The organism is Lactobacillus sp. HMSC08B12 (genome assembly GCF_001808415.1).
Lineage (GTDB): Bacteria > Bacillota > Bacilli > Lactobacillales > Lactobacillaceae > Lactobacillus > Lactobacillus delbrueckii.
Window position 1 is genome coordinate 53,120 of the sequence record NZ_KV793132.1, and the last position, 24,148, is coordinate 77,267.

The window sequence follows — 24,148 nt, forward strand, 5'->3', positions numbered from 1 at the left end:
AGAAGAAAAAAGGCAAGCTCCAGAGGAACTTGCCTTTCGGTATTATTGCGATGTCCGGGCTCGAACCGGAACATTATGGATTCAGAGTCCACTGCCTTACCAATTTGGCTACATCGCAGTAAATCACCCGTACGAGAATTGAACTCATGACTCCACCTTGAGAGGGTAGCGTCTTAACCACTTGACCAACGGGTGAAGTTTGTGTTCGAATTACCGACATTCATTATTATGCTTTCTTTGCAAGAAAAAGTCAAGGCTCCCGGCAAAAAAAGTCTAAAATTTTTTCAGGCTGGCTTGGAAAGGCTGAAAACTGCCGTATAATATAGCTAATTGCCCGTACGGGCCTTTTAGAAAGGAGTCACCGCTTGCTTAATTTTCCTAAAACCCAGCTGCTGATTGAAAGCATGGTTTCTGAAAGAATTGTTCCTGGAGTCAACTACGCCCTCTTAAAAGGTGACCAGGTCTTTGCCTCGACTTTGGGCTTTGCCAGCATTTATCCGGCTAAAAGCCAGCTGAGCCCTTTTGCCTACTATGACTTGGCCAGCTGCAGCAAGGTTTTGGCCACGACGGCTGCTTTCTTGCAGCTGAGGGAAGAGGGAAAGGTTGACTTTGCTGACCCCTTGCAAAAATACGTGCCGGAATTTAAGGACGGCCGGGTCCGCCTCAGCCACCTTTTGACCCACACATCTGGCATCCGGGGCTGGATCGAAAACCGGAATGCCTTGTCCGGCCCGGAATTAATGAGGGCGATCGTGGGCTTGCCAGTGACCAGCGAGTTTAACCGGGTGGTCCGCTATGCAGACACCAACTTCGTCCTTTTAGGCCTGGTTTTAGAGCGGATCACGGGCAAAGCAGTCCAGGACCTGGCCAGCGAGCGGATCTTCCAGCCAGCTGGCTTGACTGAAACGACTTTTGCTCCGCCAAAAGAGGAGTGCGTGCCAACGGAACTAGTTGACGGCCAGGTCATTCAAGGCTTCGTTCATGACCCCAAGGGCCAGCAATTAGGCCGGCGGTGCGGGTCAGCTGGCCTGTTTAGTACCGTCAGCGACCTGGTCAAAATGGGCCAGGGCTATATGGGGGTCAGTGACCTTTTGCCATTAAAGAAAGAAACAATCCAAGATCTCTACCAGGTCAAGACTCCGGCGGGTTTAAAAGCCCGGTCCTGGGGCTGGAACCTGGTCTTTGACCCTAAGGAAAACTATCCCATCATCTACCACACCGGTTTTACCGGCACTTTGGTCTTGTTTGACCAGGTCAAGCAGTCCGGCTTAATTCTTTTGACCAACCGGGTTCACCCTTCTCGGCACAATCAGATCTTTTTGACTATGCGCAGCCGGATCATCAACGCTTTTTTGCAGGAAAACCGCTAGCTAGAAAGAGGAGCAAAATCACATGAAATTAAGCAATAAGCAAAAGGGCTGGCTGCTTTTAGCCGTCTACGGCCTGGTCATCATCATCCTGGGCCGTTTTAACAGCCGGATGTCGCCTTATTATGCCATCACTGCTATCACGGCATTTGCCGTGGCCCTAATCGAGGGTCTGCTTTTTGCCTTTAGCAAGAACGCGACATACAAGGCGGTTGCCTTTTTTGCCGGCTTGGTTGCCTTGATCAACGTAGTCGCCGTCTTAACTACGGCAATTTAAAAAATCCCGCGGCTGACCGCGGGATTTTTATTTACTCTTTTACTTACTTGCTTTGCGTATGCTAGTTGATTCTTCTCTTCAAGACGCCTTTGTCGGCAAAGACCTGCCGCAGGTGCAGCATGGCCGTGTAGGTTGAGAGAATGTAGATCTTGTCAGTCGGCGCCTTTGCAAAAGCGGCCAACAGCTGGTCAAAGTCGCTTTCAATGATCATCTTGTCCGGGTCAAAACCGGCAACTTCCAGGCGGAAGGCCATGTCCTTGTGCCGTTCGCCGCCGACGATGACCTGGTCGATCTTGTCCCGGTCCAGGCTTTCAAAGTTCCCGTCCCAGATCCAGCTGGTGTCGATGCCGTCAGCGTGGTGGGCGTTTAAGAGGGCAGCCAGGCTGTAGTGGTCCTTTTCCGTGTCCAGGAGGCTGAGGACCTCGTTTAAGCCAACCGGGTTCTTGACCAAGATGATGTTGATCTGCTTGCCCTGGTAGTGAATCAGTTCCTGGCGGCCGAAGATCCGCTTGTTTTTAGCAAAAGCCGCCGCGATTTCATTGGCGGAAACGCCGAATTCTCTGGCGCAGGCAAAGGCGGCCAGGGCATTGTAGATATTGTAGGTGCCGCCGATGTTGATGGCGAATTCCTTGCCTTCAATGGTAAACTTGATCCGGCTCGGGGTCTGCTCGCTGATTTCTTCCAGCTTGTAGGTCAAATCCGGCCGCTTGTAGCCGCAGTTCGGGCAGAAGAAGTCACCCAGGTTGGCATAGGAAATTGCGTGGTAGTGCAGGATATGCTCGCACTTAGGGCAGAGGACCCCGTCAGTGTTGACGTCAGCCTTGAGGTCATTTTGCGGTTTGTCCTGGTCAGTTTCAAAGCCAAAAAAGACTTTTGGATTCGGCAGGTCGACTGAAGAGAAGATGCTGGCGTCCCCGTTAGCGATGATGGTTGCATCTGGCGCCAGCTTGATGCCGGCGACGATCTTTTCATAGGTCGTGTAGATCTCCCCGTAGCGGTCCATCTGGTCTCTGAAAATGTTGGTCAGAACAAAGGCCTTGGGGTGGACCAACTGGGTTACGGCCTTGACGTTGGCTTCATCGACTTCCAAAACGGCTAGTTTCCGGCTGCTTTTTTTCTGGCCATGGGCCAAAAAGGCAGTTACGATCCCCTGGGCCATGTTGGACCCGGACGGGTTGGTCAAAATATCGCCGTATTTTTCTTTCAAGGTCTGGGTGATGAGGGCCGTGGTCATGGTCTTGCCGTTGGTCCCCGTAACGATAATGGTCTCGTAGTCCTTGCCCAGCTGCTCAAGGACATCTGGGTCAAGCTTCATGGCTAGCTTGCCGGGAAAGCTGGTCCCGCCCTTTAAGACATTGTGCAGGAACCAGTAAGAGGACTTGCCGGCAAAAGTTGCGATGTTGGATTTAAAACTCATGATTAACTTCCTATTCTGCATTAAAACTATGATAAATCTTACCATAAGACGGAAAGTTTAGCGGCTAAAATGCGGAGCTTTTAAACTTTTGCAAAATACACTATACTTATTTGAGCGAGATTAATACAAAGGTGGAGAATATGGCACAGTTTTTTTTCGAATACGGAGCGATGGGCAGCGGCAAGACGATTGAAATCTTGAAGGTTGCCCACAACTACGAGATTCAAGGACGCAAGGTGGCTTTATTGACCAGCAGCGTTGACACCCGGTCCGGCCGCGGCGTGGTGGCTTCCCGGATCGGGCTCAGCCGCAGCGCCCAGCCGATTGAGCCGGACCTGGACCTCTTTGACTATATCACGGCTTTGAACCAGCAAGAGCAGGAGTCTGACGGCCACCCCTTAGCGGCGGTCTTGATCGATGAGGCCCAGTTCTTAAAAAAGGCCCAGGTCATCCAGTGTGCCCGGGTCGTGGACGACTTGCACATTCCGGTGATGGCCTTTGGCCTGAAGAATGATTTTCAGAACCATCTTTTTGAAGGCAGTGAGTATCTTTTGCTTTATGCTGATAAAATAGAAGAGATGAAGACAATTTGCCACTTTTGCGGGCACAAGGCAACCATGGCCCTGCGCTACAAGGACGGTTTGCCCGTCTATGAGGGCGAGCAGGTGCAGATTGGCGGCGACGAGGCTTACTACCCGGTCTGCCGCTTCCACTATTTCCACCCCGATCAGGCAAGAGACTAGTTTTTATTGGAAGGATTGATTAAATGGATAATGTAATGGCACAGCTGGAAAGCTTGGAAGTACGCTATGAAGAAATTCAGGAAATGATGGCCGACCCGGAAGTCATCGCTGATACCAAGCGCTACATGGAAATTACCAAGGAAGAAGCTGACATGCGGGAAGTCGTGCAGAAGTTCCGCAAGTTCAAGGCCGACAAGGAAGAAATTGCCGGCAACAAGGAAATCATCGCTGACGGTTCAGACCCTGAGCTGGTTGAAATGGCCAAGATGGAAAACTCTGAGCTGGAAGATGAAATCAGCCAGCTGGAAGATGAAATCAAGATCTTGATGCTGCCAAAGGACCCTAACGATGACAAGGACATCATCATGGAAATCCGGGGGGCAGCCGGCGGGGATGAAGCTTCCCTGTTCGCGGGCGACCTGCTGCGGATGTATGAAAAGTACGCGGAAAACCAGGGCTGGAACGTTTCTATCGTCGACAGCGAACAAACTGAAGTTGGCGGCTACAAGCGGGTGGCCATCATGATTACTGGTAACAAGGTCTACTCCAAGCTGAAATATGAAAACGGGGCCCACCGGGTGCAGCGGATCCCAGTAACTGAATCAGCCGGCCGGGTGCACACTTCAACTGCTACCGTTGCCGTCATGCCAGAATATGAACAGGTTGACATTGACCTTGATCCAAAGGAAATCCGGGTGGACGTCTACCGGTCATCCGGTGCGGGCGGTCAGCACATCAACAAGACTTCCAGTGCCGTCAGAATGACCCACTTGCCAACCGGTATCGTGGTTGCCATGCAGGACCAGCGGTCCCAGCAGCAAAACCGGGCCAAGGCTATGGAAATTTTGAAGTCCCGGGTTTACGACTACTACGAAAGCCAGAACCGGGACAAGTACGACGCCAAGCGGAAGAACGCGGTCGGCACCGGTGACCGGTCAGAAAGAATCAGAACCTACAACTACCCGCAAAACCGGGTGACTGACCACCGGATCGGCCTCACTTTGAACAAATTGGACCGGATCATGAACGGGGAACTGGACGAAGTCATCGATGCTTTGACGGTTTACTACCAAACCAAGCAATTAGAGGAGCTGGCAGAAAATGCATAAGAGTTTACGAGAAATGCGGATTGAGGCCAGTGAACTGGCTGAAAGCGCACGGAGCGAGGAAATCGACTTTCTTTTGGCTGAGCGGCTGGGCCTGACGCCAAGCCAGTTTCAGCTTAAGCAAGACATGGAATTGTCTGACGCTGAAGTCAAGCAGGCCAGAAAGGACATGAAGCACCTGGCTAAAGGGGACTCACCCCAGTATATCCTGGGCTATGCCTGGTTTTTAGGCTACCGCTTGCGGGTGGCCAAAGGCGTGCTTATTCCCCGCTTTGAAACTGAGGAACTGGTTGAATGGGCCCTAGCGCACTTACAAGACGGCGACACTGTCCTTGACCTGGGGACTGGGTCAGGCAATATTACGGTGGCCCTGGCCAAGGAAGCTGAAAGCAAGGGGATCAAGGACCTGCATTTTTACGCCAGTGACGTTAAGGACACCCCGCTCAGAATCAGTGAAGAGAACTTTTTGGACTACGGCCTGGACGTAACCACCCGCAAGGCCAATGTTTTGCTGGGCCTGGGCAAGTTTGACTTGATCATTTCCAACCCGCCTTATATCAAGCCTAGCGAGAAGAACGTGATGGACAAGGGCGTTCTGGCCAATGAGCCGGAAGAAGCCCTGTTTGGCGGCCAGGATGGACTGGCCTTTTACCGGAAGTTCGCTGAAGAAGTTAGAGACCACTTAAACTCGGGCGGCCGCTTCTTCATGGAATTCGGCTTTAGCGAGGAAGATGAGCTGAAGGCCCTGTTTGCCGAAAAATTGCCGGACTTTAAGGTGGAATTCCGCCGGGACATGGCCGGCAAGCCGCGGATGCTGTTTGGGGAGTGGAAGAAATAATGGAAACCAAGATTTTTAAACGGGAACAATTGGATGAAGCAGTCAGCCTGCTTAGGGAAGGGGAATTAGTTGCCTTTCCGACTGAAACTGTCTATGGCCTGGGGGCTTTGGCCACCCGGGACGATTCAGTCAAAAAGGTCTACGCGGCCAAAGGCCGGCCTAGCGACAACCCCTTGATCGTGACCGTGGCTGACGAAGCCATGATGCGCCCTTACGCTAAGGAAGTGCCGGAGCGGGCGGAGAAGTTGATCAAGCACTTTTGGCCAGGTCCCTTGACCATCCTGCTTTTAGCTAAAGAAGGGGCCCTGCCGGAATCTGCAACCGGGGGCCTGCCAACGGTTGCCTTCCGCTGCCCGGATGACCAGCTAACTCATGACTTGATCGCCAAGCTTGGCTACCCGATCGTCGGGCCTTCCGCCAACACCTCGACTAAGCCGAGCCCAACCACGGCCCAGCACGTCTACCACGACTTAAAGGGCAAGATCGCTGGAATCGTTGATGGCGGCGAGACTGAAGTGGGCCTGGAATCAACCATCGTTGACCTGTCGGTTAACCCAGCAGTTGTTTTGCGGCCGGGCAAGATTACGCCAGAAGAGATCAGCCAGGTCTTGGGCGAAGAAGTTTTGATCAACCGGGGCCAGGTAAGTGACAAGGACGTGCCGAAGGCGCCAGGGATGAAATACCGCCACTACGCGCCAAGTGCCCAGGTTTACGTGGTCGACCAGGCGGAAACTTTTGCTAAGCTGGACCTGGATGTTTCCTGCGGGGTCATGGCAACTAGTGACCTTTTGGAAAACTTACCTGTACCTGAGGAAAATAAGTTCAATTTAGGCAAAAATCTGACGGAGGCTGACCACAACCTGTTTGCCGGCCTGCGCTATTTTGACGACCGGCCAGAAATTAAAAGTATTTATGTAGAGGGCTTTGACCAGGGTGAGGAAAGTCTGGCCTACATGAACCGTTTAAACAAGGCTGCCGGCGGTCATCATGTCTAATCTGGACGATTTAATGTTTTAAAAAAAGAAATTGCTTTAAACCATTTCCTTTTTTATTTATAATAGAGACGACATGGTATTTTTGAATGGAGGAACTATATGGGAAAGTTCACTGTGTTAAACCATCCATTGATTCAGCACAAGCTGACGATCATTCGCCGCAAGGAAACTGGATCAAATGAATTTCGGAGAATCGTTGGCGAAATCGCCGGTTTGATGACCTACGAAATCACCCGCGACCTGCCTTTGCAAGACGTTGAAATCGAAACGCCAATGGGCAAGACGGTGCAAAAGGAACTGGCCGGCAAGAAATTGACTATCGTGCCGATCCTGCGTGCTGGCATGGGCATGGTCAACGGGGTTTTGGAAATGATTCCGTCAGCCAAGGTCGGCGTCGTTGGCATGTACCGCGACGAAGAAACCTTGAAGCCGGTAGAATACTTCTTCAAGGTTCCTAAGGATGTTACTGAACGTGAATGCCTGGTCGTTGACCCGATGCTGGCTACTGGCGGTTCCGCCAACCTGGCCATCGAAGCTTTGAAGAAGCGGGGCGTGACCGACATTAAGCTGGCCGTCCTGGTTGCTGCGCCGGAAGGCGTCAAGGCGGTGCAAGATGAACACCCGGACGTTGACATTTACGCGGCTGCCCTTGACGACAAGCTGCTGCCAAACGGCTACATCTTCCCAGGTTTAGGGGATGCAGGTGACCGGATCTTTGGGACTAAATAATTAAAAAAGTCGCTATAAAAGCGATTGCAAAAGTTCTAATTAATTTTTATTGGTGTACAATAAGTGACGTGTTCGAAGAATTCAACACAAGAAGGGAGGTCACGAAGAATTGGAGAAATCACTTGTCTTCAATATTAACGGTACCGGACTGAACGTCGACTTGGTCGGCATTATCGGTTCGACCTTGATGGCAATTGTGGTTTTTGCCATTTGTTACGCTCTTTCACGTAAAGTTGAAATGAAACCGAACAAGAAACAAAATGTCCTGGAATACCTGATCGATTTTACCGACGGGATTGTCAAGGATAACGTCGAAGACCCGGCTGCGCAAAAACATCTGTCTCTTTACGCCTTTGTTTTGTTCCTTTTCATCTTCTGCATGAATCAACTAGGGTTGTTCTTGGAAGTGAAAGTCGGTGACTATATGGTCATCAAATCACCAACTGCTGATCCAGTGACGACGATGTCGTTCGCGATGATGACCTTGCTTCTGTCATTTACCTTCGGGATTCAGAAATTTGGCACGAAGGGCTACCTGCAGAACTATGCACGTCCTGTCGGTTTTCTTTTGCCGATTAACATCATTGAAGAATTTACCAACTTCTTGACGTTATCGCTGCGTCTCTACGGTAATATCTTTGCGGGTGAAGTCCTGCTGACCCTGATCGGGAACCAGCTGGGGCCAAGCATGGGGATTGTAACCAGAATCCTGGCTGCGCCGCTCGCAATGATCTGGCAAGGTTTCTCTGTCTTCATTGGCTCTATCCAGGCGTATGTTTTTGTAACCCTTTCTATGGTTTATATTGGCAAGAAGGTTACACAAGAATAATTTTTCGGAGGTTTTATTATGACTACAGGTTTAAAGGATTTAGCTGCTGCACTTGTTGCTGGTATTGCTGCTTTGGCTGCTTCATGGGGGAACGGTAAGGTTATCTCAAAGACGATCGAAAGCATCGCCCGCCAACCAGAAAGTGCTGGTAACTTGAGATCAACTATGTTTATCGGTGTTGGTTTGATCGAAGCCGTTCCAATCCTGGCTATCGTTATCGCTTTCTTGATTTTGTTCCTGTAATTAACCAGTCGTTAAATTACATTAGTTACTAAATTGAGAGAGAAGGATTGTTGATGGAATTTCAACCAGTATTCGCCGGCGCTGAAATCTCAATCATTGATACCCTTTGGTATTTAATAGTATTCAGTATCCTTTTGCTGGCCGTCAAGCATTATGCCTGGGGCCCGGTAAAGGACATGATGGAGAAGCGCCGTCAGAAAGTCATTGATGACTTGGATCAAGCTGCTAGCGACCGCAAGAAGGCTGAAACTTTGGCCAATGAACGGGAAGCAGCCTTGAAGAATTCAAGACAAGAAGCAACCCAGATCCTCTCTGTTGCCAAGAGTAATGCGCAAAAGACCGGCAAGCAAATCGTCAGCGAAGCCAAGGCTGAAGCTTCCGCTATCCGGGAAAAGGCCAAGGCTGATGCAGCGAAAGCTAAGACTGACGCCTTGAACGAAGCCCGCGAAGAAGTTGCTGATCTTTCTGTGACGATTGCGGAAAAGGTAATTGCTAAGAACTTATCTGCTGCTGATCAAAAAGATTTAGTTGATCAGTTCATTAAGGGGTTGAACGATTAATGGCCTTAAGTAGAGAAGAAACGGCAAGACGCTACGGAACAGCGATCTTTGATTTTGCCAAAGACAGCGGCAAGACTGAGCTCATGTACAGCGAACTGACTGAATTGAAGAAGGCAGTTCAAGCAGAGCCCCGTTTTGTCCAGGTTCTGAGCAATCCTGTTTTGGACACCAAACAAAAGGAAAGTCTTTTGACGGCGGTTGAACAGGGCTTTTCTGCAGAGCTTCAAGAAGTTTTAAACTTCTTGCTTAGCTATGATCGTTTTGACAACTTGGTTGACATCATTGACTACTACATTCACCTGTACAATGCTGCCAACCACATCGGAACGGGTGTCGCTAAGACTGCATTGAAGCCAGATGAAGATCAGCTGCAGCGCCTTGCGGAGAGCTATGCCAAGAAATATGGCTTGCAGGCACTTCATCTTGAAAATGAAGTTGATCCAGAAATTATCGGCGGCGTGGTCCTTGAGGTTGAAGGCCGCGTGATCGATGGCTCAGTAAAGCATCGATTGGAGAAAATCCGCGCCATGTTAACAAAGTAAGTATTATAAAGAGGTGAAACCATTGAGCATTAAAGCGGAAGAAATCAGCTCTTTAATCAAGCAGCAACTTGAACACTACGACGATAAGCTGGACATCGAGGAAGTCGGTGTCGTAACTTACGTCGGCGATGGTATCGCCCGCGCTCACGGCTTGAACAATGTCTTGTCAAGTGAGCTTTTGCAGTTCGACAATGGTGCCTACGGTATCGCCCAAAACTTGGAAAGCAATGATGTCGGTATCATCATTCTGGGCAAGTTTGACGACATCCGTGAAGGCGACCGCGTGAAGCGAACTGGCCGGATTATGGAAGTTCCAGTTGGGGATGCTTTGATTGGCCGGGTTGTGAATCCACTTGGCCAGCCAGTTGACGGCTTAGGCGAAATCAAGACTGACAAGACTCGGCCAATCGAGTCAAAGGCGCCAGGCGTTATGCAGCGTCAGTCAGTTAACCAGCCTTTGCAAACTGGTATTAAGGCCATTGATGCGCTGGTGCCAATTGGCCGTGGTCAGCGTGAGCTGGTCATCGGTGACCGTAAGACTGGTAAGACCAGTTTAGCGATCGACACCATTTTGAACCAAAAAGGGCAGGACGTAATTTGTATTTACGTCTCAATTGGTCAAAAGGAATCAACTGTCAGAGCACAAGTTGAAACCTTGAAGAAGTTTGGGGCGATGGACTACACCATCGTGGTTGAAGCTGGTCCTTCAGAACCGGCACCAATGCTTTACATCGCGCCATATTCCGGGACCGCGATGGGGGAAGAATTCATGTACGCCGGCAAGGACGTCCTGGTTGTCTTTGACGACTTGTCCAAGCAGGCGGTTGCCTACCGTGAACTTTCCCTGCTGCTTCGCCGGCCACCTGGCCGTGAAGCCTACCCAGGTGACGTCTTCTATCTGCACTCACGTTTGTTGGAACGGAGTGCCAAGCTGAGCAAGGAACTGGGCGGCGGCTCATTGACTGCCCTGCCATTCATTCAGACTGAAGCCGGGGACATCTCCGCCTACATTCCAACCAACGTTATTTCCATCACTGACGGACAGATCTTCTTGCAAAGTGACCTGTTCTTCTCCGGTACGCGCCCAGCCATCGACGCCGGGGCTTCTGTTTCCCGTGTCGGCGGGGCCGCGCAGATCCCAGCCATGAAGAAGGTTGCTGGTACTTTGCGGACCGACCTGGCTTCATACCGGGAACTGGAAAGCTTTGCCCAGTTCGGCAGTGACCTGGACCAGGCAACGCAAGCCAAGCTGGCCCGCGGCCGGCGGACCGTCGAAGTATTGAAGCAGCCGCTGCACAAGCCGGTTGCCGTTGAAAAGCAGGTTGTCCTGCTTTACGCTTTGACCCATGGCTTTATGGACGCGGTGCCAGTCGATGATATTGCTCGCTTTGAACAAGAACTTTACACCGACTTTGACGCCAACCATGCTGATCTGTTAGCTGAAATCAAGTCAACTGGCAAATTGCCAGATGAAAACAAGCTTCAAGAAGCTCTTCAACAATTTGCATCCAGCTTTTCATCAAGTAACAAATAGGAGGTAGACTATGCCTGCATCTTTACTTGAATTGAAGAAGAGAATTGCTTCTGTCAAGCAAACGAGTAAGATTACTGAAGCCATGCACATGGTTTCAGCAGCTAAACTGAATCAGACTGAAAAAAGAGACAAGGGCTACCAGGAATACAACCTGCTGCTGCACCAAACCGTGTCCCGGCTGATGAGTGCCAGCGTGATCAACCACTTGAACAAGGCTAATTACCGCCTGACGCAAGACAACATTGACTCCATCGACTACGATGATGTCTTTGGGATGGGGATCATTTCTGACATGATCAAGCCCCGTGAGGAAGTTCACTCCGTGGGCTACCTGGTAGTTACTGGTGACCGTGGTCTGGTCGGCTCCTACAACAGCTCAGTCATCAAGCAGATGATGAGCCTGGTAGCTGACGACAAGCTGCAGGGCAGAGAGTCCAAGATCCTGTCAGTCGGCAGCGTTGGCTCCCAGTTCTTCAAGAAGAACAACCTGAACGTTGTCTACGAAAAAGACGGCGTTTCAGACGTGCCAACCTTCAAGGAAACCCTGCCAATCGTCTCAACGGCGATCAAGATGTACTTGAACGGCGTTTATGACGAACTGTATGTTTGCTACACCCACCACGTGAATTCTTTGTCCTCAGCCTTCCGGGCCGAAAAGATGCTGCCGATCGTCGACCTTGACATCGGAACCATGGAAGCCAAGGAAAGCAAGAAGATTGAATTCGAAGTTGCCCCTGACATTGACAGCGTTTTGGCAACGTTACTGCCGCAATTCGCGCGGGCGGAAATCTATGGCGCCATTTTGGACGCCAAGACCGCCGAACACGCAAGTTCAATGACGGCCATGAAGAATGCCACGGACAATGCCAAGGACCTTGTTTCTAGTCTTAGTTTGCAAATGAACCGTGCAAGACAAGCACAAATCACTACTGAATTGACTGAAATCGTCAGTGGTGCGAATGCACTTGAATAAGAGAAAAGGAGGTAGAAGTTTGAGTCAAGGTGAAATCGTTCAAGTAATCGGCCCTGTTGTCGACGTCAAGTTTCCAATTGGCAAAGACCTGCCAGACATCAACAATGCCTTGAAGGTCATCAAGTCAGACGACGACTCGATTATCCTTGAAGTTACTCTTGAACAAGGCGATGGCGTTTTGCGCTGCATCGCGATGGAATCTACCGATGGCCTTCGTCGTGGGATGAAGGTTGAAGATACTGGGAGCTCAATTTCCGTGCCAGTTGGTCCGGATACCTTGGGCCGGGTCTTCAACGTTTTAGGTCAACCGATTGATGGTGGTCCAGAATTTCCAGCTGACCACCCTCGCTCCGGGATCCACAAAGAAGCACCTAAGTATGATGAATTAACTACTAGCCGTGAAATCCTGGAAACCGGGATCAAAGTTATCGACTTGTTGGAACCATATCTTCGTGGTGGTAAGGTCGGTCTGTTCGGTGGTGCCGGGGTCGGCAAGACCACGATCATCCAGGAATTGATTCACAATATTGCCCAGGAACACAATGGTATTTCCGTCTTCACCGGTGTCGGGGAAAGAACCCGTGAAGGTAACGACCTTTACTTCGAAATGAAGGCATCTGGCGTTTTAGACAAGACCGCCATGGTCTTCGGGCAGATGAACGAGCCGCCTGGTGCCAGAATGCGGGTCGCTTTGACCGGTTTGACGATCGCTGAATACTTCAGAGACGTTGAAGGCCAGGACGTGCTGCTCTTCATCGACAACATCTTCCGGTTTACCCAGGCCGGTTCTGAAGTTTCCGCCTTGCTGGGCCGGATTCCTAGTGCCGTTGGTTACCAGCCAACTTTGGCAACGGAAATGGGTCAATTGCAAGAAAGAATCACTTCCACTAAGAAGGGGTCAATCACCTCTATCCAAGCCGTTTACGTTCCAGCCGACGACTACACTGACCCTGCGCCAGCGACTACTTTCGCCCACCTGGACGCGACGACCAACTTGGAACGTAGCCTGGTAGAACAAGGTATCTACCCGGCCGTTGACCCACTTGAATCAACTTCCAGTGCCCTGGACCCTGAAATTGTCGGCCAGGAACACTACGACGTTGCGACCCGAGTTCAGCACATCCTGCAACGTTACCGCGAACTGCAAGACATCATCTCCGTTTTGGGTATGGATGAATTGTCAGATGAAGAAAAGCTGATCGTTGCCCGGGCACGTAGGATTCAGTTCTTCCTGTCACAAAACTTCTTCGTTGCCGAAGTCTTTACCGGCGTTCCAGGCTCATACGTTCCAATCAAGGAAACGATCAAGGGCTTCAAGATGATCCTCGACGGCCATCTTGACGACTTGCCTGAAGATGCCTTCAGAGGCGTTGGCCCGATCGAAGACGTTTTGAAGAAGGCGCAAAAGATGGGGGTTACCCCAAGCGATCCGGAAGCAAAAGCCTTATTAGAAAAGTAGGTTGATGCATCATGGCAGAAGCAGAGAAACTGTTTAAGATCAATATCGTTACGCCAAACGGGTTAATCTATTCTCACCGTGGCAGCTCCGTCTCAATGCGGGCGATTGACGGCGACCGGCAGATTTTGTACAACCACCTGCCGATTTTAACTCCGCTGACAATTGGTGAAGTCCGGGTTCAACGCGGCGCCGATGTCGACCACAAGGTTGATCACATCGCCGTCAGCGGGGGGATCATCGAATTCGCCAACAATGTGGCAACGATTATTGCTGACAACGCAGAACGCGCGCGCAACATTGACCTCAGTCGGGCTGAAGCTGCCAAGCAGCGGGCCGAGGCGCTCATCAAGGAAGCCAAGGAAAAGCACGACGAGCAGTTATTGGAGCGGGCTCAAATTGCTTTGCGGCGGGCTGTAAACCGGATTCACGTTTACGACGAGCTGCAGAAATAAGGGAAAAGAGCGGATTTATTCCGCTCTTTTTTATGGTAGATTTTATTATGAGACAACTTGGAATTCACGCAATCATCAGCTTGGTGATCTACTTTGTTTGCATTGCCTTAGCCTTTCAGGCGATCAAAGCCGTCAGAATTGAGAAAATCATTCGGACCAGCCGGGTATTTGAAGCCCAGGTCTTCTTGATTTTTACGGCGATTGCCCTGGGCTATACGGTCGGCCAATTTTTGATCGCCTTGATAGATACTTCATTACAATTGTCTAACCTGTTTTAAAGAATAGGTTAAAGCTAAGCGGAAGCCGCTATACAGAGCGCTTTTATGGTACAATTAAAATTAATATGTTATGGAGGAAATAGACGTGTCAAAAGATATTGGTATTGATTTGGGGACCGCGAACGTTTTGATCAACGTTTCCGGCAAGGGCATTGTGATCGACGAGCCATCTGTTGTTGCCGTGGATACGAACACCAACAAGGTGGTCGCTGTCGGCACTGAAGCTTATGAAATGGTTGGCCGTACTCCTGGCAACATCCGCGTTATCCGGCCTTTGAAGGACGGGGTAATTGCTGATTTTGACATTACTGAAGCCATGCTGAGCTACTTTATTGAGAAGCTGAACGTCAAGGGCTTCATGAGCAAGCCGAACATTCTGGTCTGCGCCCCGACTGGCGTAACTTCAATTGAGCAAAAGGCCATCATCCAAGCCGCGGAAAAGTCAGGCGGCGGCAAGGTCTACCTGGACTATGAGCCAAAGGTAGCTGCCGTTGGTGCCGGCCTGGACATTTTCAAGCCGCAAGGTAACATGGTCATCGACATCGGCGGGGGGACGACTGACATCGCCATCCTGTCCATGGGCGAAATCGTGACTTCCAAGTCCCTGCGCTATGCCGGGGACCGGATGAACCAGGCCATCGTCAACTACATCAAGGCTAACCACCAGCTCTTGATCGGGATGCGGACGGCGGAAGCCATCAAGATTGAAATTGGTACCGCTACTGATCCAGACCCGGACGCAAGCATGAATGTCCGCGGCCGCGACACGATTGACGGCCTGCCAAAGCAGATCAAGGTAAACAGCTCTGAAGTAACTGAGGCCCTGCAAGAGGGCCTGCAAAGCATCATTGACACTACCAAGCAGGTTCTGCAGGAAACGCCGCCGGAATTGTCCGCTGACATCATCGACCGCGGGATTATGATCACCGGTGGTGGCGCCTTGCTGAAGAACATCGACAAGCTGATTGCCGACAGCCTGCAGGTTCCGGTTTTGATCGCTGAATCACCGCTTGAATCAGTTGCTTTGGGCACTGGCATCCTGCTGCAGCATATTGAAAAGCACGAACGTCACTAATAATGCGTCAAATAATGATTCTTCTAGTCCGCTTTTACCAGCGGGCAATCTCACCAATTTTGCCGGACAGCTGCCGTTTCTACCCGACCTGCTCCAGCTATATGATCACTGCTTTGGAAAAGCATGGTCCGCTTTTGGGACTGCTGATGGGCCTGGCAAGGATCCTGCGCTGCAATCCTTTTAACCGCGGCGGGGTGGATCCAGTACCGGACAAGTTTACCCTTTTGCGCAATCCCCACCCAGAAGAATATGAGGACGAAATTATTGCCAGAAAATTCCACAGTCACTAACGAGGAGGGAATATGTCAAGAAATCAAGAAAACATCGGGATCGAGGTCAACGAACTGTCTGACCGCCGGGTACCGACTTGGGAAGTAGTCATTCCAAAGAAGCGCCAGATCGGCTTGATCGAGCAGGTTGACGGCAAGTTCCGGGTAACCAGCAGCAAGTCCAAGAACGTGATGTTTGCCAAGAGCCTTGATGCCGGCATCAACGATCTGCTGGCCTACTTCACCTTGCACGAAAAATAATTTTTACGAATAAAGTGATAGTTAATGGCAAAAGTTCAAGAAGAAAGCAAATGGTATGACCGCATCGCCTGGGGAGTTATCATTCCCGTGGTCTTGCTGTCATTCGTCAGTTTCTATTCAATTTACAACGCATCAGTCAATGACTCGACCTATGGGACGCCAACTAGAACAGTGGCCATGCAGATTGTCTGGTACACGGTTTCCTGGCTGATGGTGGCCTTCATCGTCCGCTTTGACGCCGAGCAGATCTTTAAGCTGGCCCCCTATCTGTATGGCTTGGGGATCCTCATGCTGGTCGCGGTCCTCTTCCTGTATGACCGGACAACGGCTGCCAGCAGCGGGGCCAAGAGCTGGTTCGTCGTCGGACCTGTCAGCTTCCAACCCTCAGAAGTCATGAAGCCGGCCTTTATATTGCAGCTGGCCCGGGTCGTCAGAGATCACAATGCGCGCTATGCCCACAACCTCAGAAATGACTGGCTCTTGATCGGCAAGGTCATGGCCTGGTTCCTGCCGGTGGCCATGTTGCTTATGCTGCAGCCTGACTTTGGGACCACCCTGGTCTTTGTCGCGATTACCGCGGGGATTCTCCTGGTTTCAGGGATTTCCTGGAAGATCATCATCCCGGTCTTTCTGCTCATGGTGGTCGTGGGTGTCGCTGTCATCCTCCTGGTCTTTACCAGTGAAGGGCAGACGATTCTGCGCCACTACTTCAAGACCTATCAGCTGGAAAGAATCAAGTCCTGGAGTGACCCGTCAGGGGACAACTCCAACAGCGCCTACCAGCTCTGGCAGAGCATGAAGGCGATCGGGTCCGGGCAGATTTTTGGCAATGGCTTTAACAATATCAAAGTCTACGTGCCAGTCCGGAACTCAGACATGATCTTCTCCGTGGTCGGCGAAAGCTTCGGCTTTGTCGGCGGGGTGGCCTTGATCGGAATTTACTTCGTCTTGATCGTGCAGATGGTCAAGATCACTTTCTCGACCAAGAACGCCTTCTATTCATATGTGTCCACAGGGATTATTATGATGATTTTGTTCCACGTCTTTGAAAATATCGGCATGAGCATTGATCTACTGCCCCTTACTGGGGTGCCCCTGCCATTTGTTTCACAGGGTGGGTCAGCCTTGATCGGGAATATGATCGGGATTGGCTTGATCCTCTCGATGAAGTGGCACAATAAGGACTACATGTTTAGCACGGCTGGCGACTTTTAACTGAATTTTTGAGAGCATACGAAAACCGCCTCGGTCAATCGACCGGGGCGGTTTTATTTATTTTACTGGACTTAGTCCAAGCCAGCCTTGTTGTGCCGAACGACCAGGATGTCGCAGTCAGCAGTTCTGGTGACGTATTCAGTCACGCTGCCGATGAGCAGGCGTTCAACGGCGTTCAAGCCGGTCGCGCCGACGACGATCAGGTCGATGTCATGCTTCTTCGGGAATTCCCGGCTGATGATGACCTTTGGTGAGCCGAATTCGATGGAGTAGTGGACTTCCTTGACGCCGCTGTCTTGGGCAGACTGGTAGTACTTTTCCATCTTCTTCTTGGCGTCGTTGGAAACCTGCTCAACCATGGCTGAGTCAAAGCTGGAAACGTTCTGGAAGGACCGCGTATCGATAACGTGGAGAATTTCCAGGCTGGCGTTCATGTGCTTGGCAACCGTTACGGCCTTCTTGAAAGCCAGGTCAGCTTCCTTGGAACCGTCAACGGCAACTTGGATATGTTTGTATTGGTATTGTTTAGTCATTTTTGCCACCTCTTCCTGTCTCTATTTTACCAAAAAAATGAAAGCATTTTAATAAATTTACTGATTGTTTTGCGAAAGCAGGAGGGCGAAGATAAAAATCGCCGCTGAGCCTAAAAAGAGGGTGATCAAGTTGAGATACTTGTTGTCAAAGAAGAGCAGGACGATTCCCAAGACGCTGATCGCCAGTAGCGTCCACGAGCAGATGGTCATCAAGCTATGGAGCTCCGGGGAGCTGGAGACGTCGAAGACTAGGAAGGCGCCGTTTCTCCGGTGCCAGAGGTACCAGGCGGTCAGCAGCAGGCAGGCGATAAAAATGATCATGAAAATACGGATGTAGAGCATCGGTTAGACTTTCTAGTTTTCACAGGAAGTGAAAACACACTGAGTAAGCTAGTGGCAGGAATAAACAAAAAAAGCGGCCCGAAGGACCGCTGTTTTTGTCTAAGAAAATCCGAGTTGACCAAAGCATAAATGGCGCTGTTGATCCCGTAAAGAATTCACAAAATCCGGCCCGTCGCGCAGTGAATATGGATTCTGCGTGAGCAGCATTCCGATTCAGTAGTTACTGACAGGCCACCACGTCCTTAAGTTTGATCGGTCAACTAATTACAAATAAGCTTTCTGACGATCAACTCAGATCACTTATTATAATATAGAACCCAGCAGCCTTTGTCAAGTAAAATTATAACGCTTTCATTTACCGTTAAGGCCTGCTTTCTGCAGGTCATGCAGGCGCTGGTACTGGCTCTTAAAAGCCGCTTCAAATTTGCTCTCGCCCTTAGGGGCAAAATACTGCTTGCCTTGCATGCGGTCAGGCAGATAAGCCTGGGCCACCCAGTCGCCCGGATAGTCGTGGGGGTAGAGGTAGCCAGTCCCGTGGCCCAGCTTGCTGGCCCCCTTGTAGTGGGCGTCTTTCAACTGGTCGGGAATCTGGCCGACATTGCTTTGGCGGATGTCGGCTAAAGCCGCGTCAATGGCCGTCATCGCAGAATTGCTCTTAGGAGACAAGCAGAGCTCGATAACAGCGTTGGCCAGGGGGATCCGGGCTTCCGGCAGGCCCAGCTGCTGGGCCGCCTGTACGGCCAAAATAGCTCGCTCACAGGCCGGGGGATTGGCCAGGCCGATGTCTTCGTAGGCAATCACGCTGAGGCGGCGGCAGATTGAGACCAGGTCACCTGATTCCAGCAGCCGGCCCAGGTAGTGCAGGCCCGCGTCAGTATCTGAGCCCCGGATGGACTTTTGAAAGGCGGATAAGAGGTCGTAGTGGCCGTCCCCGTCAGCGTCAAAGTTCTGGATCTTCATTTGCAAGGAATCCGCCATGTCATCCAGGGTGACCGTGAAGGAGAAGGCATCTTTGCCCTCAGCTTCCAGTTCCTGCTTGGTCGACAGGACTGCCAGCTCCAGGCTGTTTAAAGTGGCCCGCAGGTCTCCGTTGCCCTTTTGCGCCAAAAATTCTCCTGCTTCTTTCGTCAGCTTGGCATGGTACTTGCCCAGACCTCTTTCTTCATCGGTTAGGGCCCGGTCAACAGCCGTCAGGATCTCTTCCTCAGTCAACGGCTTCAGTTCAAAAATCTGGCAGCGGGACCGGATGGCCGGGGAGATGGCCAGGTAGGGATTTTCCGTGGTTGCCCCGATCATAATCACCTGGCCGGATTCAAGCAGCGGCAAAAGAAAGTCCTGCTTGACCTTGTTGAGCCGGTGAATTTCATCCAGCAGCAGAACGACTGTCCCGCTCATCTTGCCTTCAGCGGCGACCTGGGAGAGTTCCTTTTGCCCGTCAGTCGCCGCGTTGAGCTGGCGGAAGGCATACTTGCTGCTGCCAGCAATCGCGCTGGCGATGCTGGTCTTGCCAATGCCGGGCGGGCCGTACAGGATCATGGACGAGAGCTGCCGGGCCTCAACCATCCGGCGGATGATCTTCTTAGGGCCGACCAGGTGCTGCTGGCCGACGACCTGGTCGATGGACTGGGGCCGCATCCGGTAGGCTAAGGGCTTCATTTATTGCCCCCGAAGAATCTGGCCAAAAAGCCCTTTTTCTTTGGAGCAGGCAATTTCTCAGCCGGCAGGGGCGGGGCGTAGACCTGGGTCAATTCGATCCGCATCCGGTTGATGGCCTCCTTGCTAACGACCAGGATGGCAGAATCATCATCGCCTTTTCTGGCACTTTCGTCATTGACCAGGCAGAAGGGAACCTGCTCCTTGCTGGCCCGGCTTTCAATCTGGCCGACAAAGGTCGGGTTGGGGGTGTTGGCGTTGATCAAAATGGTGTAGCCCTTGTAGTCGGCAAAGTGGTCCATGAAGAGTTTGGTCAACTTGGCGTCTTCACAGTCCTTGATGGTCATGCGCACGAAAACCCGCTCCCTTAAAGAACCCAAAAAGCGCCGCCGCTCGTCGGGCCTGGTCTGCGGAGTAATGCCATTCGCGGCGTTTTCGACTCTTTTGGCTAAATCTTCAGTCATGGCTTGATCCTTTCTAAAAATCAATACTGTATTTTTCTGGCTCTAAAGCATATTATAACTGAACTTTTTGGGCAAGAAAAAAGCCTTTCCCAAAACTGGGAAAGACTTTGAAGCCGAATTGATACTACAGCAACTTGTTGTAGTATTCAACAACCAGGGCTTCGTCAATTTCTGGTTCCATTTTGTCACGTTCTGGGAAACGAACCAATTGACCTTCCATCTTGTCTTCGTCAAATGAAACAAATGATGGACGTGAAGCAACAGCTTCCAAAGCGTCCTTAACTTGTTGCAGGTTCTTTGACTTTTCCTTCAAGCTAATGGTTTGACCAACCTTAACTTCGTATGAAGGAATGTCAACGCGCTTGCCATCAACAGTGATGTGGCCGTGGTTTACCAATTGACGGGCTTGTTCACGGGTAGTAGCCAAGCCGAGACGGTAAACAACGTTGTCCAAACGACGTTCAAGCAAGATCATGAAGTTGGTACCGTGTTGGCCTTCACGGATCTTACCAGCGCGGGCAAACAAAGTACGGAATTGGCGTTCGCTCAAACCGAACATCCAGCGCAGCTTTTGCTTTTCGTGCAATTGCATGCCGTATTCTGAAAGACGGCCGCGGTGGTTAGGACCGTGTTGACCTGGAACGTATGAACGACGAGCAAGTTCCTTGCCAGTGCCTGACAAAGAAATACCCAATCTTCTTGACCGCTTCCAACTTGGACCAGTGTATCTTGACATATAAAAATTCCTCCAATAAAAACAATAAAAATTGTTGGAGTAAAATAATCACAATATAAGCTCAACATTCGTGCATCCCGAGTTTACATTTTCGCCCGTGCAGCGTGGGTTACTCGTTCACTAAACGTCCCGGGATGTTGACGTTCTTGTCGCTTATGGCTGCAAATATCTTACACGTTGACCATTATAAGGGCTTTAGGCCCGAAAAGCAAGAAAAAAACGCAGAAAGTCTGGCAAAGTAGAAATATTTCGGGGGCTAGTTTGGTATAATTAACTTTAGTTCGGAGGAGAAAGATATGTCATCAACACAATCTCTACTACTCATCACTTTAATTATCACGATCATCGTAGTGGTCATGGCTATGCTTTTGATCAACCGCCGGCAATTGCGCGATATTGAAGAGCTCGATAATGAGCTGGGCAATATGGAAGACCTGCACCTGGAGCGGGCGATTGGCAAGCTGGACCAAATGGAACTGGCTGGGGAAAGCCTGGCTACCCTCAATACCTGGAAGAAGAGCTACCAGAAGGCGGCTGAGCTTTTTCCGGAAATCCAGCACTTGATTGAAGACGGGGCGGACGAAAATGCCCGCTACCGCCTGGTCAAGTCCCACCAAAGCATTAAGCAGGCCAGAGAACTGGTTGACTCTGTTTCTGAAGATGTCAAGAATTCATCCGACGTCTTCACCCAGCTTTTGGAATCAAACCGGGAAAATAAGGCCCAATATGACGAATTGATGCAGAGCTACCGGGAAATCCGCAAGGAAATTCTGGCAGATTCCTTTGACTACAGCGTGGCCCTGGAAGAAATCGAAAACCGCCTGTCAGCCATGGAGGAAGATTTTGCCCAGGCCAAGAACCTGTCAGCCCAGGGCGACCATGTCGAGGCTAAGCGGGTCTTGTCAAAGATCCGGGCGGACCTCACGGCCTTAAAGACCAAGCTGCCAGAAGTTAAGGAGGATCAGCACGACCTGCAGACCGTTTTTGCTGACCAGCTGGATGAAATCGCGGCTGGCTATAAGGAAATGCGGGATGCCAAGTACGGCTTCGGCAGCCTGGACGTTCTGCTGGAAATCAGGCAAAGCAACGACCAGATCGACCGGTCCCTGGCGGCTTTGGCCCAGCTGGACTTAGAAGAGACCAGCAAGGGGATGAAGAAGGTTGAAAAGGAAATCAAGACCCTCTACAGAATCCTGGAGAAAGAATATAAGGCCCGGCCTTTTGTGGAAAAGAACCAGGACAAGCTGCAGCGGCTCTTGACCCACCAGCAGACCGTCAGCCAGCAGCTGATCAAGAAACTGCGTCATATCGACGAAAGCTATGAACTGACCCACGGGGAACTGGACGAAAGCCGGGAGCTTGAAAGAGAAGTCCACAAGATGGATTCTGACTACATCCGGGCCAGCCAGCGGATCGCTGACGGCCGGGCCGTCTACTCTGAAGTCCAGGACGACTGGATCAAGATCCTGGGCCGCCTGCAGGAGATCGGCAAGCGCCAGCAGGAATTGTCGGAAGCAGTTGACGGCCTCTATGAGGCGGAAGAAGTGGCTCAGCGGTCAATCAAGGAATTCAAGCAGCAGGTCTCTTTGGTTTACCGCCACCTCAGCCGGCAGAATCTGCCGGGGATTCCGGAAGGCTTTTTGCAAATGTACACCCTGGTCATTAATGAAATCAGCAAGACCAGCGGGGAGCTCAACCAGGTCCGGATCAACATGGAGAAGATCTCTGAAGAACTGGTGCAAATCTCAGATGACGTTGATCGCCTGCAAAGAGAAGCGGAAGACATTATCAGTTCAGCCAATCTTTTTGAACTGACCATGCAGTATTCCAACAAGTTCCTGGACAATGAAACTGTCGTCCGGGCCCGCAGAAATGCCATGAAGCTGTATGACCGGGACTACAACTACAAGGATGCCCTGGACACGATCGCCACGGCGGTGGAGCGGGCTGAGCCAGGCAGCTACCAGCGGATTGAAAATGCCTATTATCAAGAGCAAAAAGAACTTATTGATTGAAGCCAAGCGGATTTTGGACTAAAATAGAATATCATTTGTAATTAAGCGGTCATTAAAATGGCCGCTTTTTTAAGGAGCAAGAAGCGTGATTTATTTTGACAACAGTGCCACGACCAAGATGGCGCCTGAAGCATTAGAGACCTACAGCCAGGTGGTGACCAAGATCTGGGGCAACCCTTCCAGCCTGCACAAGCTGGGTGACCGGGCTCATGGCCTGCTGGAAGCTTCCCGCAAGCAGGTTGCAGACTTGCTGGGAGTAAATACCGACGAGATCTACTTTACTTCCGGCGGGACGGAATCCAACAACACGGCCATCAAGGGGACGGCCTGGGCCAAGCGGGAATTTGGCAAGCACATCATTACCTCATCCGTTGAGCATGCCTCAGTGGCTAATACTTTTACCGAACTGGAAAACCTGGGCTTCCGGGTTACCCGCCTGCCAGTTGACAAGGAAGGCCGGGTTAATCCGGAAGACTTGAAGGCGGCCCTGGACAAGGATACGACCTTGGTCTCCATCATGGGCGTCAATAACGAAATCGGGACTATCCAGCCGATCAAGGAAATTTCTGAAATCCTGGCAGACTACCCGAACATCCACTTCCATGTTGATAATGTCCAGGCTCTGGGCAAGGGGATCTGGGACCAGGTCTTCACCTCCCGGGTCGACATGATGAGCTTTTCTTCCCACAAGTTCCATGGCCCGCGCGGTATCGGCATTTTGTACAAAAAGCGCGGCCGGATGCTGATGCCTTTGTGTGAAGGCGGCGGCCAGGAGAAGGGCTTGAGAAGTGGGACGGAAAACCTGGCAGCCATCGCGGCCATGGCCAAGGCAGCCCGCTTGCTTTTGACGGACGAAAAGGAAAAGGCGGACAGAGAATACGCCATTAAGGAAAAGATCAGCAAGTACCTGGCAGGTAAGCCGGGCATCCATATCTTCTCTCCTTTGAAGGCGGACTTTGCCCCCCACATCCTCTGCTTTGCTTTAGAGGGGATCCGGGGCGAGACCCTGGTCCACACTTTGGAAGACCAGGACATCTACATTTCCACCACTTCTGCCTGCGCCTCAAAGAAGGCGGACGAAGCCAGCACTTTGGTGGCGATGAAGACGCCAGACGCGATCGCCACCAGTGCCGTCCGGCTCAGCTTTGACGAAAGCAATACTTTAGAAGAAGCAGACGAATTCATCGCGGCTTTTGACGAGATTTACCAGCACTTTGCCAAGATCAACCACTTAGGAGAATAA

At 51.0% G+C, this 24,148-nt stretch carries 28 protein-coding genes and 2 tRNA genes; 22 read left to right on the forward strand and 8 right to left on the reverse strand.

The annotated features are described in order from the left end of the window. Positions 1 to 45: 45 nt before the first annotated feature. Together HMPREF3168_RS03410 and HMPREF3168_RS03415 are read right to left on the reverse strand one after the other, a co-directional pair. A tRNA-Gln gene (locus tag HMPREF3168_RS03410) sits at positions 46 to 118 on the reverse strand. A gap of 5 nt (positions 119 to 123) precedes the next feature. Next, positions 124 to 195 (reverse strand) — tRNA-Glu (locus HMPREF3168_RS03415). Between the two features lie 170 nt (positions 196 to 365). Here HMPREF3168_RS03415 and HMPREF3168_RS03420 point away from each other — a divergent pair. Continuing rightward, positions 366 to 1,370: a serine hydrolase domain-containing protein gene (locus HMPREF3168_RS03420; RefSeq protein WP_070488489.1), complete on the forward strand. Its 1,005-nt coding sequence runs from the start codon at positions 366 to 368 to the stop codon at positions 1,368 to 1,370. Positions 1,371 to 1,392: 22 nt separating this feature from the next. Further along, positions 1,393 to 1,644, forward strand: a complete 252-nt coding sequence (locus HMPREF3168_RS03425; RefSeq protein WP_002880053.1) for a hypothetical protein — start codon at positions 1,393 to 1,395, stop codon at positions 1,642 to 1,644. A 61-nt stretch (positions 1,645 to 1,705) separates the two neighbouring features. On the opposite strand, the gene HMPREF3168_RS03430 is transcribed toward HMPREF3168_RS03425, so the two are convergent. Then, complete coding sequence (locus HMPREF3168_RS03430) at positions 1,706 to 3,061, reverse strand: Mur ligase family protein (RefSeq protein WP_003613574.1); 1,356 nt, start codon at positions 3,059 to 3,061, stop codon at positions 1,706 to 1,708. Positions 3,062 to 3,201: 140 nt separating this feature from the next. Here HMPREF3168_RS03430 and HMPREF3168_RS03435 point away from each other — a divergent pair, with 140 nt between their 5' ends. The 18 genes from HMPREF3168_RS03435 (at position 3,202) to HMPREF3168_RS03520 (ending at position 17,162) form a co-directional block, all read left to right on the forward strand. Further along, a complete protein-coding gene (locus HMPREF3168_RS03435; RefSeq protein WP_013439306.1) occupies positions 3,202 to 3,804 on the forward strand; it encodes a thymidine kinase in 603 nt (200 codons plus the stop codon). A gap of 23 nt (positions 3,805 to 3,827) precedes the next feature. Further along, positions 3,828 to 4,913, forward strand: coding sequence for a peptide chain release factor 1 (gene prfA, locus HMPREF3168_RS03440; protein ID WP_003617391.1), 1,086 nt, complete (start codon positions 3,828 to 3,830; stop codon positions 4,911 to 4,913). Beyond that, positions 4,906 to 5,748, forward strand: a complete 843-nt coding sequence (prmC, locus tag HMPREF3168_RS03445) for a peptide chain release factor N(5)-glutamine methyltransferase (RefSeq protein ID WP_070488490.1) — start codon at positions 4,906 to 4,908, stop codon at positions 5,746 to 5,748. Before prfA ends, prmC begins: the two co-directional genes overlap by 8 nt. After that, entirely contained in the window at positions 5,748 to 6,743 is a 996-nt protein-coding gene (locus tag HMPREF3168_RS03450) for an L-threonylcarbamoyladenylate synthase (RefSeq protein WP_002880061.1), read from the forward strand. The genes prmC and HMPREF3168_RS03450 overlap by 1 nt, the downstream gene beginning before the upstream one ends. Positions 6,744 to 6,842: 99 nt before the next feature. Next, complete coding sequence (upp, locus tag HMPREF3168_RS03455) at positions 6,843 to 7,472, forward strand: uracil phosphoribosyltransferase (protein WP_002880062.1); 630 nt, start codon at positions 6,843 to 6,845, stop codon at positions 7,470 to 7,472. Between the two features lie 109 nt (positions 7,473 to 7,581). Next, positions 7,582 to 8,301: a F0F1 ATP synthase subunit A gene (gene atpB / locus HMPREF3168_RS03460; RefSeq protein WP_003613585.1), complete on the forward strand. Its 720-nt coding sequence runs from the start codon at positions 7,582 to 7,584 to the stop codon at positions 8,299 to 8,301. Positions 8,302 to 8,319: 18 nt separating this feature from the next. Then, the gene (gene atpE / locus HMPREF3168_RS03465) at positions 8,320 to 8,544 is read left to right on the forward strand and encodes a F0F1 ATP synthase subunit C (RefSeq protein WP_003613582.1); all 225 of its coding nucleotides are present in this window, start codon (positions 8,320 to 8,322) and stop codon (positions 8,542 to 8,544) included. A 53-nt stretch (positions 8,545 to 8,597) separates the two neighbouring features. Next, entirely contained in the window at positions 8,598 to 9,104 is a 507-nt protein-coding gene (gene atpF, locus HMPREF3168_RS03470) for a F0F1 ATP synthase subunit B (RefSeq protein ID WP_004560528.1), read from the forward strand. Beyond that, on the forward strand, positions 9,104 to 9,646 hold the full coding sequence (atpH, locus tag HMPREF3168_RS03475; protein ID WP_003611398.1) for an ATP synthase F1 subunit delta: 543 nt from the start codon (positions 9,104 to 9,106) through the stop codon (positions 9,644 to 9,646). Before atpF ends, atpH begins: the two co-directional genes overlap by 1 nt. Positions 9,647 to 9,668: 22 nt before the next feature. Beyond that, positions 9,669 to 11,180, forward strand: a complete 1,512-nt coding sequence (atpA, locus tag HMPREF3168_RS03480; RefSeq protein WP_004560509.1) for a F0F1 ATP synthase subunit alpha — start codon at positions 9,669 to 9,671, stop codon at positions 11,178 to 11,180. Positions 11,181 to 11,190: 10 nt separating this feature from the next. Next, a complete protein-coding gene (locus HMPREF3168_RS03485; protein ID WP_004560513.1) occupies positions 11,191 to 12,153 on the forward strand; it encodes a F0F1 ATP synthase subunit gamma in 963 nt (320 codons plus the stop codon). A gap of 19 nt (positions 12,154 to 12,172) precedes the next feature. After that, positions 12,173 to 13,612: a F0F1 ATP synthase subunit beta gene (gene atpD / locus HMPREF3168_RS03490; protein ID WP_002880070.1), complete on the forward strand. Its 1,440-nt coding sequence runs from the start codon at positions 12,173 to 12,175 to the stop codon at positions 13,610 to 13,612. A gap of 11 nt (positions 13,613 to 13,623) precedes the next feature. After that, entirely contained in the window at positions 13,624 to 14,064 is a 441-nt protein-coding gene (locus HMPREF3168_RS03495; protein WP_035183532.1) for a F0F1 ATP synthase subunit epsilon, read from the forward strand. Between the two features lie 47 nt (positions 14,065 to 14,111). Further along, positions 14,112 to 14,342: a DUF1146 family protein gene (locus tag HMPREF3168_RS03500; RefSeq protein ID WP_004560494.1), complete on the forward strand. Its 231-nt coding sequence runs from the start codon at positions 14,112 to 14,114 to the stop codon at positions 14,340 to 14,342. Between the two features lie 85 nt (positions 14,343 to 14,427). After that, positions 14,428 to 15,417 (forward strand): rod shape-determining protein, encoded by a 990-nt coding sequence (locus HMPREF3168_RS03505; protein ID WP_016396360.1) that lies wholly within the window; start codon positions 14,428 to 14,430, stop codon positions 15,415 to 15,417. Positions 15,418 to 15,419: 2 nt separating this feature from the next. Further along, positions 15,420 to 15,707 carry a membrane protein insertion efficiency factor YidD gene (gene yidD / locus HMPREF3168_RS03510; RefSeq protein ID WP_003617406.1) on the forward strand — a complete coding sequence of 96 codons (288 nt, stop codon included), beginning with the start codon at positions 15,420 to 15,422 and terminating at the stop codon, positions 15,705 to 15,707. 12 nt (positions 15,708 to 15,719) lie between these two features. After that, a complete protein-coding gene (locus tag HMPREF3168_RS03515; protein ID WP_070488492.1) occupies positions 15,720 to 15,947 on the forward strand; it encodes a DUF2969 domain-containing protein in 228 nt (75 codons plus the stop codon). A gap of 24 nt (positions 15,948 to 15,971) precedes the next feature. Further along, positions 15,972 to 17,162: an FtsW/RodA/SpoVE family cell cycle protein gene (locus tag HMPREF3168_RS03520; RefSeq protein WP_004560521.1), complete on the forward strand. Its 1,191-nt coding sequence runs from the start codon at positions 15,972 to 15,974 to the stop codon at positions 17,160 to 17,162. Positions 17,163 to 17,233: 71 nt separating this feature from the next. Here HMPREF3168_RS03520 and HMPREF3168_RS03525 read toward each other — a convergent pair whose 3' ends face one another. The 5 genes from HMPREF3168_RS03525 to rpsD all read right to left on the reverse strand — a co-directional run bounded on the left by HMPREF3168_RS03525 (position 17,234) and on the right by rpsD (position 20,890). Further along, complete coding sequence (locus HMPREF3168_RS03525; RefSeq protein ID WP_003611389.1) at positions 17,234 to 17,695, reverse strand: universal stress protein; 462 nt, start codon at positions 17,693 to 17,695, stop codon at positions 17,234 to 17,236. 57 nt (positions 17,696 to 17,752) lie between these two features. After that, positions 17,753 to 18,037: a hypothetical protein gene (locus HMPREF3168_RS03530; RefSeq protein ID WP_004560505.1), complete on the reverse strand. Its 285-nt coding sequence runs from the start codon at positions 18,035 to 18,037 to the stop codon at positions 17,753 to 17,755. 351 nt (positions 18,038 to 18,388) lie between these two features. Beyond that, the gene (locus HMPREF3168_RS03535) at positions 18,389 to 19,693 is read right to left on the reverse strand and encodes a replication-associated recombination protein A (RefSeq protein ID WP_070488494.1); all 1,305 of its coding nucleotides are present in this window, start codon (positions 19,691 to 19,693) and stop codon (positions 18,389 to 18,391) included. After that, positions 19,690 to 20,154 carry a YueI family protein gene (locus tag HMPREF3168_RS03540; protein ID WP_035174889.1) on the reverse strand — a complete coding sequence of 155 codons (465 nt, stop codon included), beginning with the start codon at positions 20,152 to 20,154 and terminating at the stop codon, positions 19,690 to 19,692. The genes HMPREF3168_RS03535 and HMPREF3168_RS03540 overlap by 4 nt, the downstream gene beginning before the upstream one ends. A 124-nt stretch (positions 20,155 to 20,278) precedes the next feature. Further along, positions 20,279 to 20,890 carry a 30S ribosomal protein S4 gene (gene rpsD / locus HMPREF3168_RS03545; protein ID WP_070488496.1) on the reverse strand — a complete coding sequence of 204 codons (612 nt, stop codon included), beginning with the start codon at positions 20,888 to 20,890 and terminating at the stop codon, positions 20,279 to 20,281. A 296-nt stretch (positions 20,891 to 21,186) separates the two neighbouring features. Between rpsD and ezrA the strand changes: the two genes are divergently transcribed. Continuing rightward, positions 21,187 to 22,905 (forward strand): septation ring formation regulator EzrA, encoded by a 1,719-nt coding sequence (gene ezrA / locus HMPREF3168_RS03550; RefSeq protein ID WP_070488498.1) that lies wholly within the window; start codon positions 21,187 to 21,189, stop codon positions 22,903 to 22,905. An 85-nt stretch (positions 22,906 to 22,990) separates the two neighbouring features. Continuing rightward, positions 22,991 to 24,148, forward strand: coding sequence for a cysteine desulfurase family protein (locus tag HMPREF3168_RS03555; RefSeq protein ID WP_003611407.1), 1,158 nt, complete (start codon positions 22,991 to 22,993; stop codon positions 24,146 to 24,148).

Coding starts and splice junctions, on each gene's coding strand:
- HMPREF3168_RS03425 (WP_002880053.1), top strand. CDS start 1,393: ATGAAATTAAGCAATAAGCAAAAGGGCTGGCTGCTTTTAGCCGTCTAC.
- HMPREF3168_RS03430 (WP_003613574.1), bottom strand. CDS start 3,061: ATGAGTTTTAAATCCAACATCGCAACTTTTGCCGGCAAGTCCTCTTAC.
- HMPREF3168_RS03435 (WP_013439306.1), top strand. CDS start 3,202: ATGGCACAGTTTTTTTTCGAATACGGAGCGATGGGCAGCGGCAAGACG.
- prfA (WP_003617391.1), top strand. CDS start 3,828: ATGGATAATGTAATGGCACAGCTGGAAAGCTTGGAAGTACGCTATGAA.
- prmC (WP_070488490.1), top strand. CDS start 4,906: ATGCATAAGAGTTTACGAGAAATGCGGATTGAGGCCAGTGAACTGGCT.
- HMPREF3168_RS03450 (WP_002880061.1), top strand. CDS start 5,748: ATGGAAACCAAGATTTTTAAACGGGAACAATTGGATGAAGCAGTCAGC.
- upp (WP_002880062.1), top strand. CDS start 6,843: ATGGGAAAGTTCACTGTGTTAAACCATCCATTGATTCAGCACAAGCTG.
- atpE (WP_003613582.1), top strand. CDS start 8,320: ATGACTACAGGTTTAAAGGATTTAGCTGCTGCACTTGTTGCTGGTATT.
- atpF (WP_004560528.1), top strand. CDS start 8,598: ATGGAATTTCAACCAGTATTCGCCGGCGCTGAAATCTCAATCATTGAT.
- atpH (WP_003611398.1), top strand. CDS start 9,104: ATGGCCTTAAGTAGAGAAGAAACGGCAAGACGCTACGGAACAGCGATC.
- HMPREF3168_RS03485 (WP_004560513.1), top strand. CDS start 11,191: ATGCCTGCATCTTTACTTGAATTGAAGAAGAGAATTGCTTCTGTCAAG.
- HMPREF3168_RS03495 (WP_035183532.1), top strand. CDS start 13,624: ATGGCAGAAGCAGAGAAACTGTTTAAGATCAATATCGTTACGCCAAAC.
- HMPREF3168_RS03500 (WP_004560494.1), top strand. CDS start 14,112: ATGAGACAACTTGGAATTCACGCAATCATCAGCTTGGTGATCTACTTT.
- yidD (WP_003617406.1), top strand. CDS start 15,420: ATGCGTCAAATAATGATTCTTCTAGTCCGCTTTTACCAGCGGGCAATC.
- HMPREF3168_RS03515 (WP_070488492.1), top strand. CDS start 15,720: ATGTCAAGAAATCAAGAAAACATCGGGATCGAGGTCAACGAACTGTCT.
- HMPREF3168_RS03520 (WP_004560521.1), top strand. CDS start 15,972: ATGGCAAAAGTTCAAGAAGAAAGCAAATGGTATGACCGCATCGCCTGG.
- HMPREF3168_RS03525 (WP_003611389.1), bottom strand. CDS start 17,695: ATGACTAAACAATACCAATACAAACATATCCAAGTTGCCGTTGACGGT.
- HMPREF3168_RS03530 (WP_004560505.1), bottom strand. CDS start 18,037: ATGCTCTACATCCGTATTTTCATGATCATTTTTATCGCCTGCCTGCTG.
- HMPREF3168_RS03535 (WP_070488494.1), bottom strand. CDS start 19,693: ATGAAGCCCTTAGCCTACCGGATGCGGCCCCAGTCCATCGACCAGGTC.
- HMPREF3168_RS03540 (WP_035174889.1), bottom strand. CDS start 20,154: ATGACTGAAGATTTAGCCAAAAGAGTCGAAAACGCCGCGAATGGCATT.
- rpsD (WP_070488496.1), bottom strand. CDS start 20,890: ATGTCAAGATACACTGGTCCAAGTTGGAAGCGGTCAAGAAGATTGGGT.
- ezrA (WP_070488498.1), top strand. CDS start 21,187: ATGTCATCAACACAATCTCTACTACTCATCACTTTAATTATCACGATC.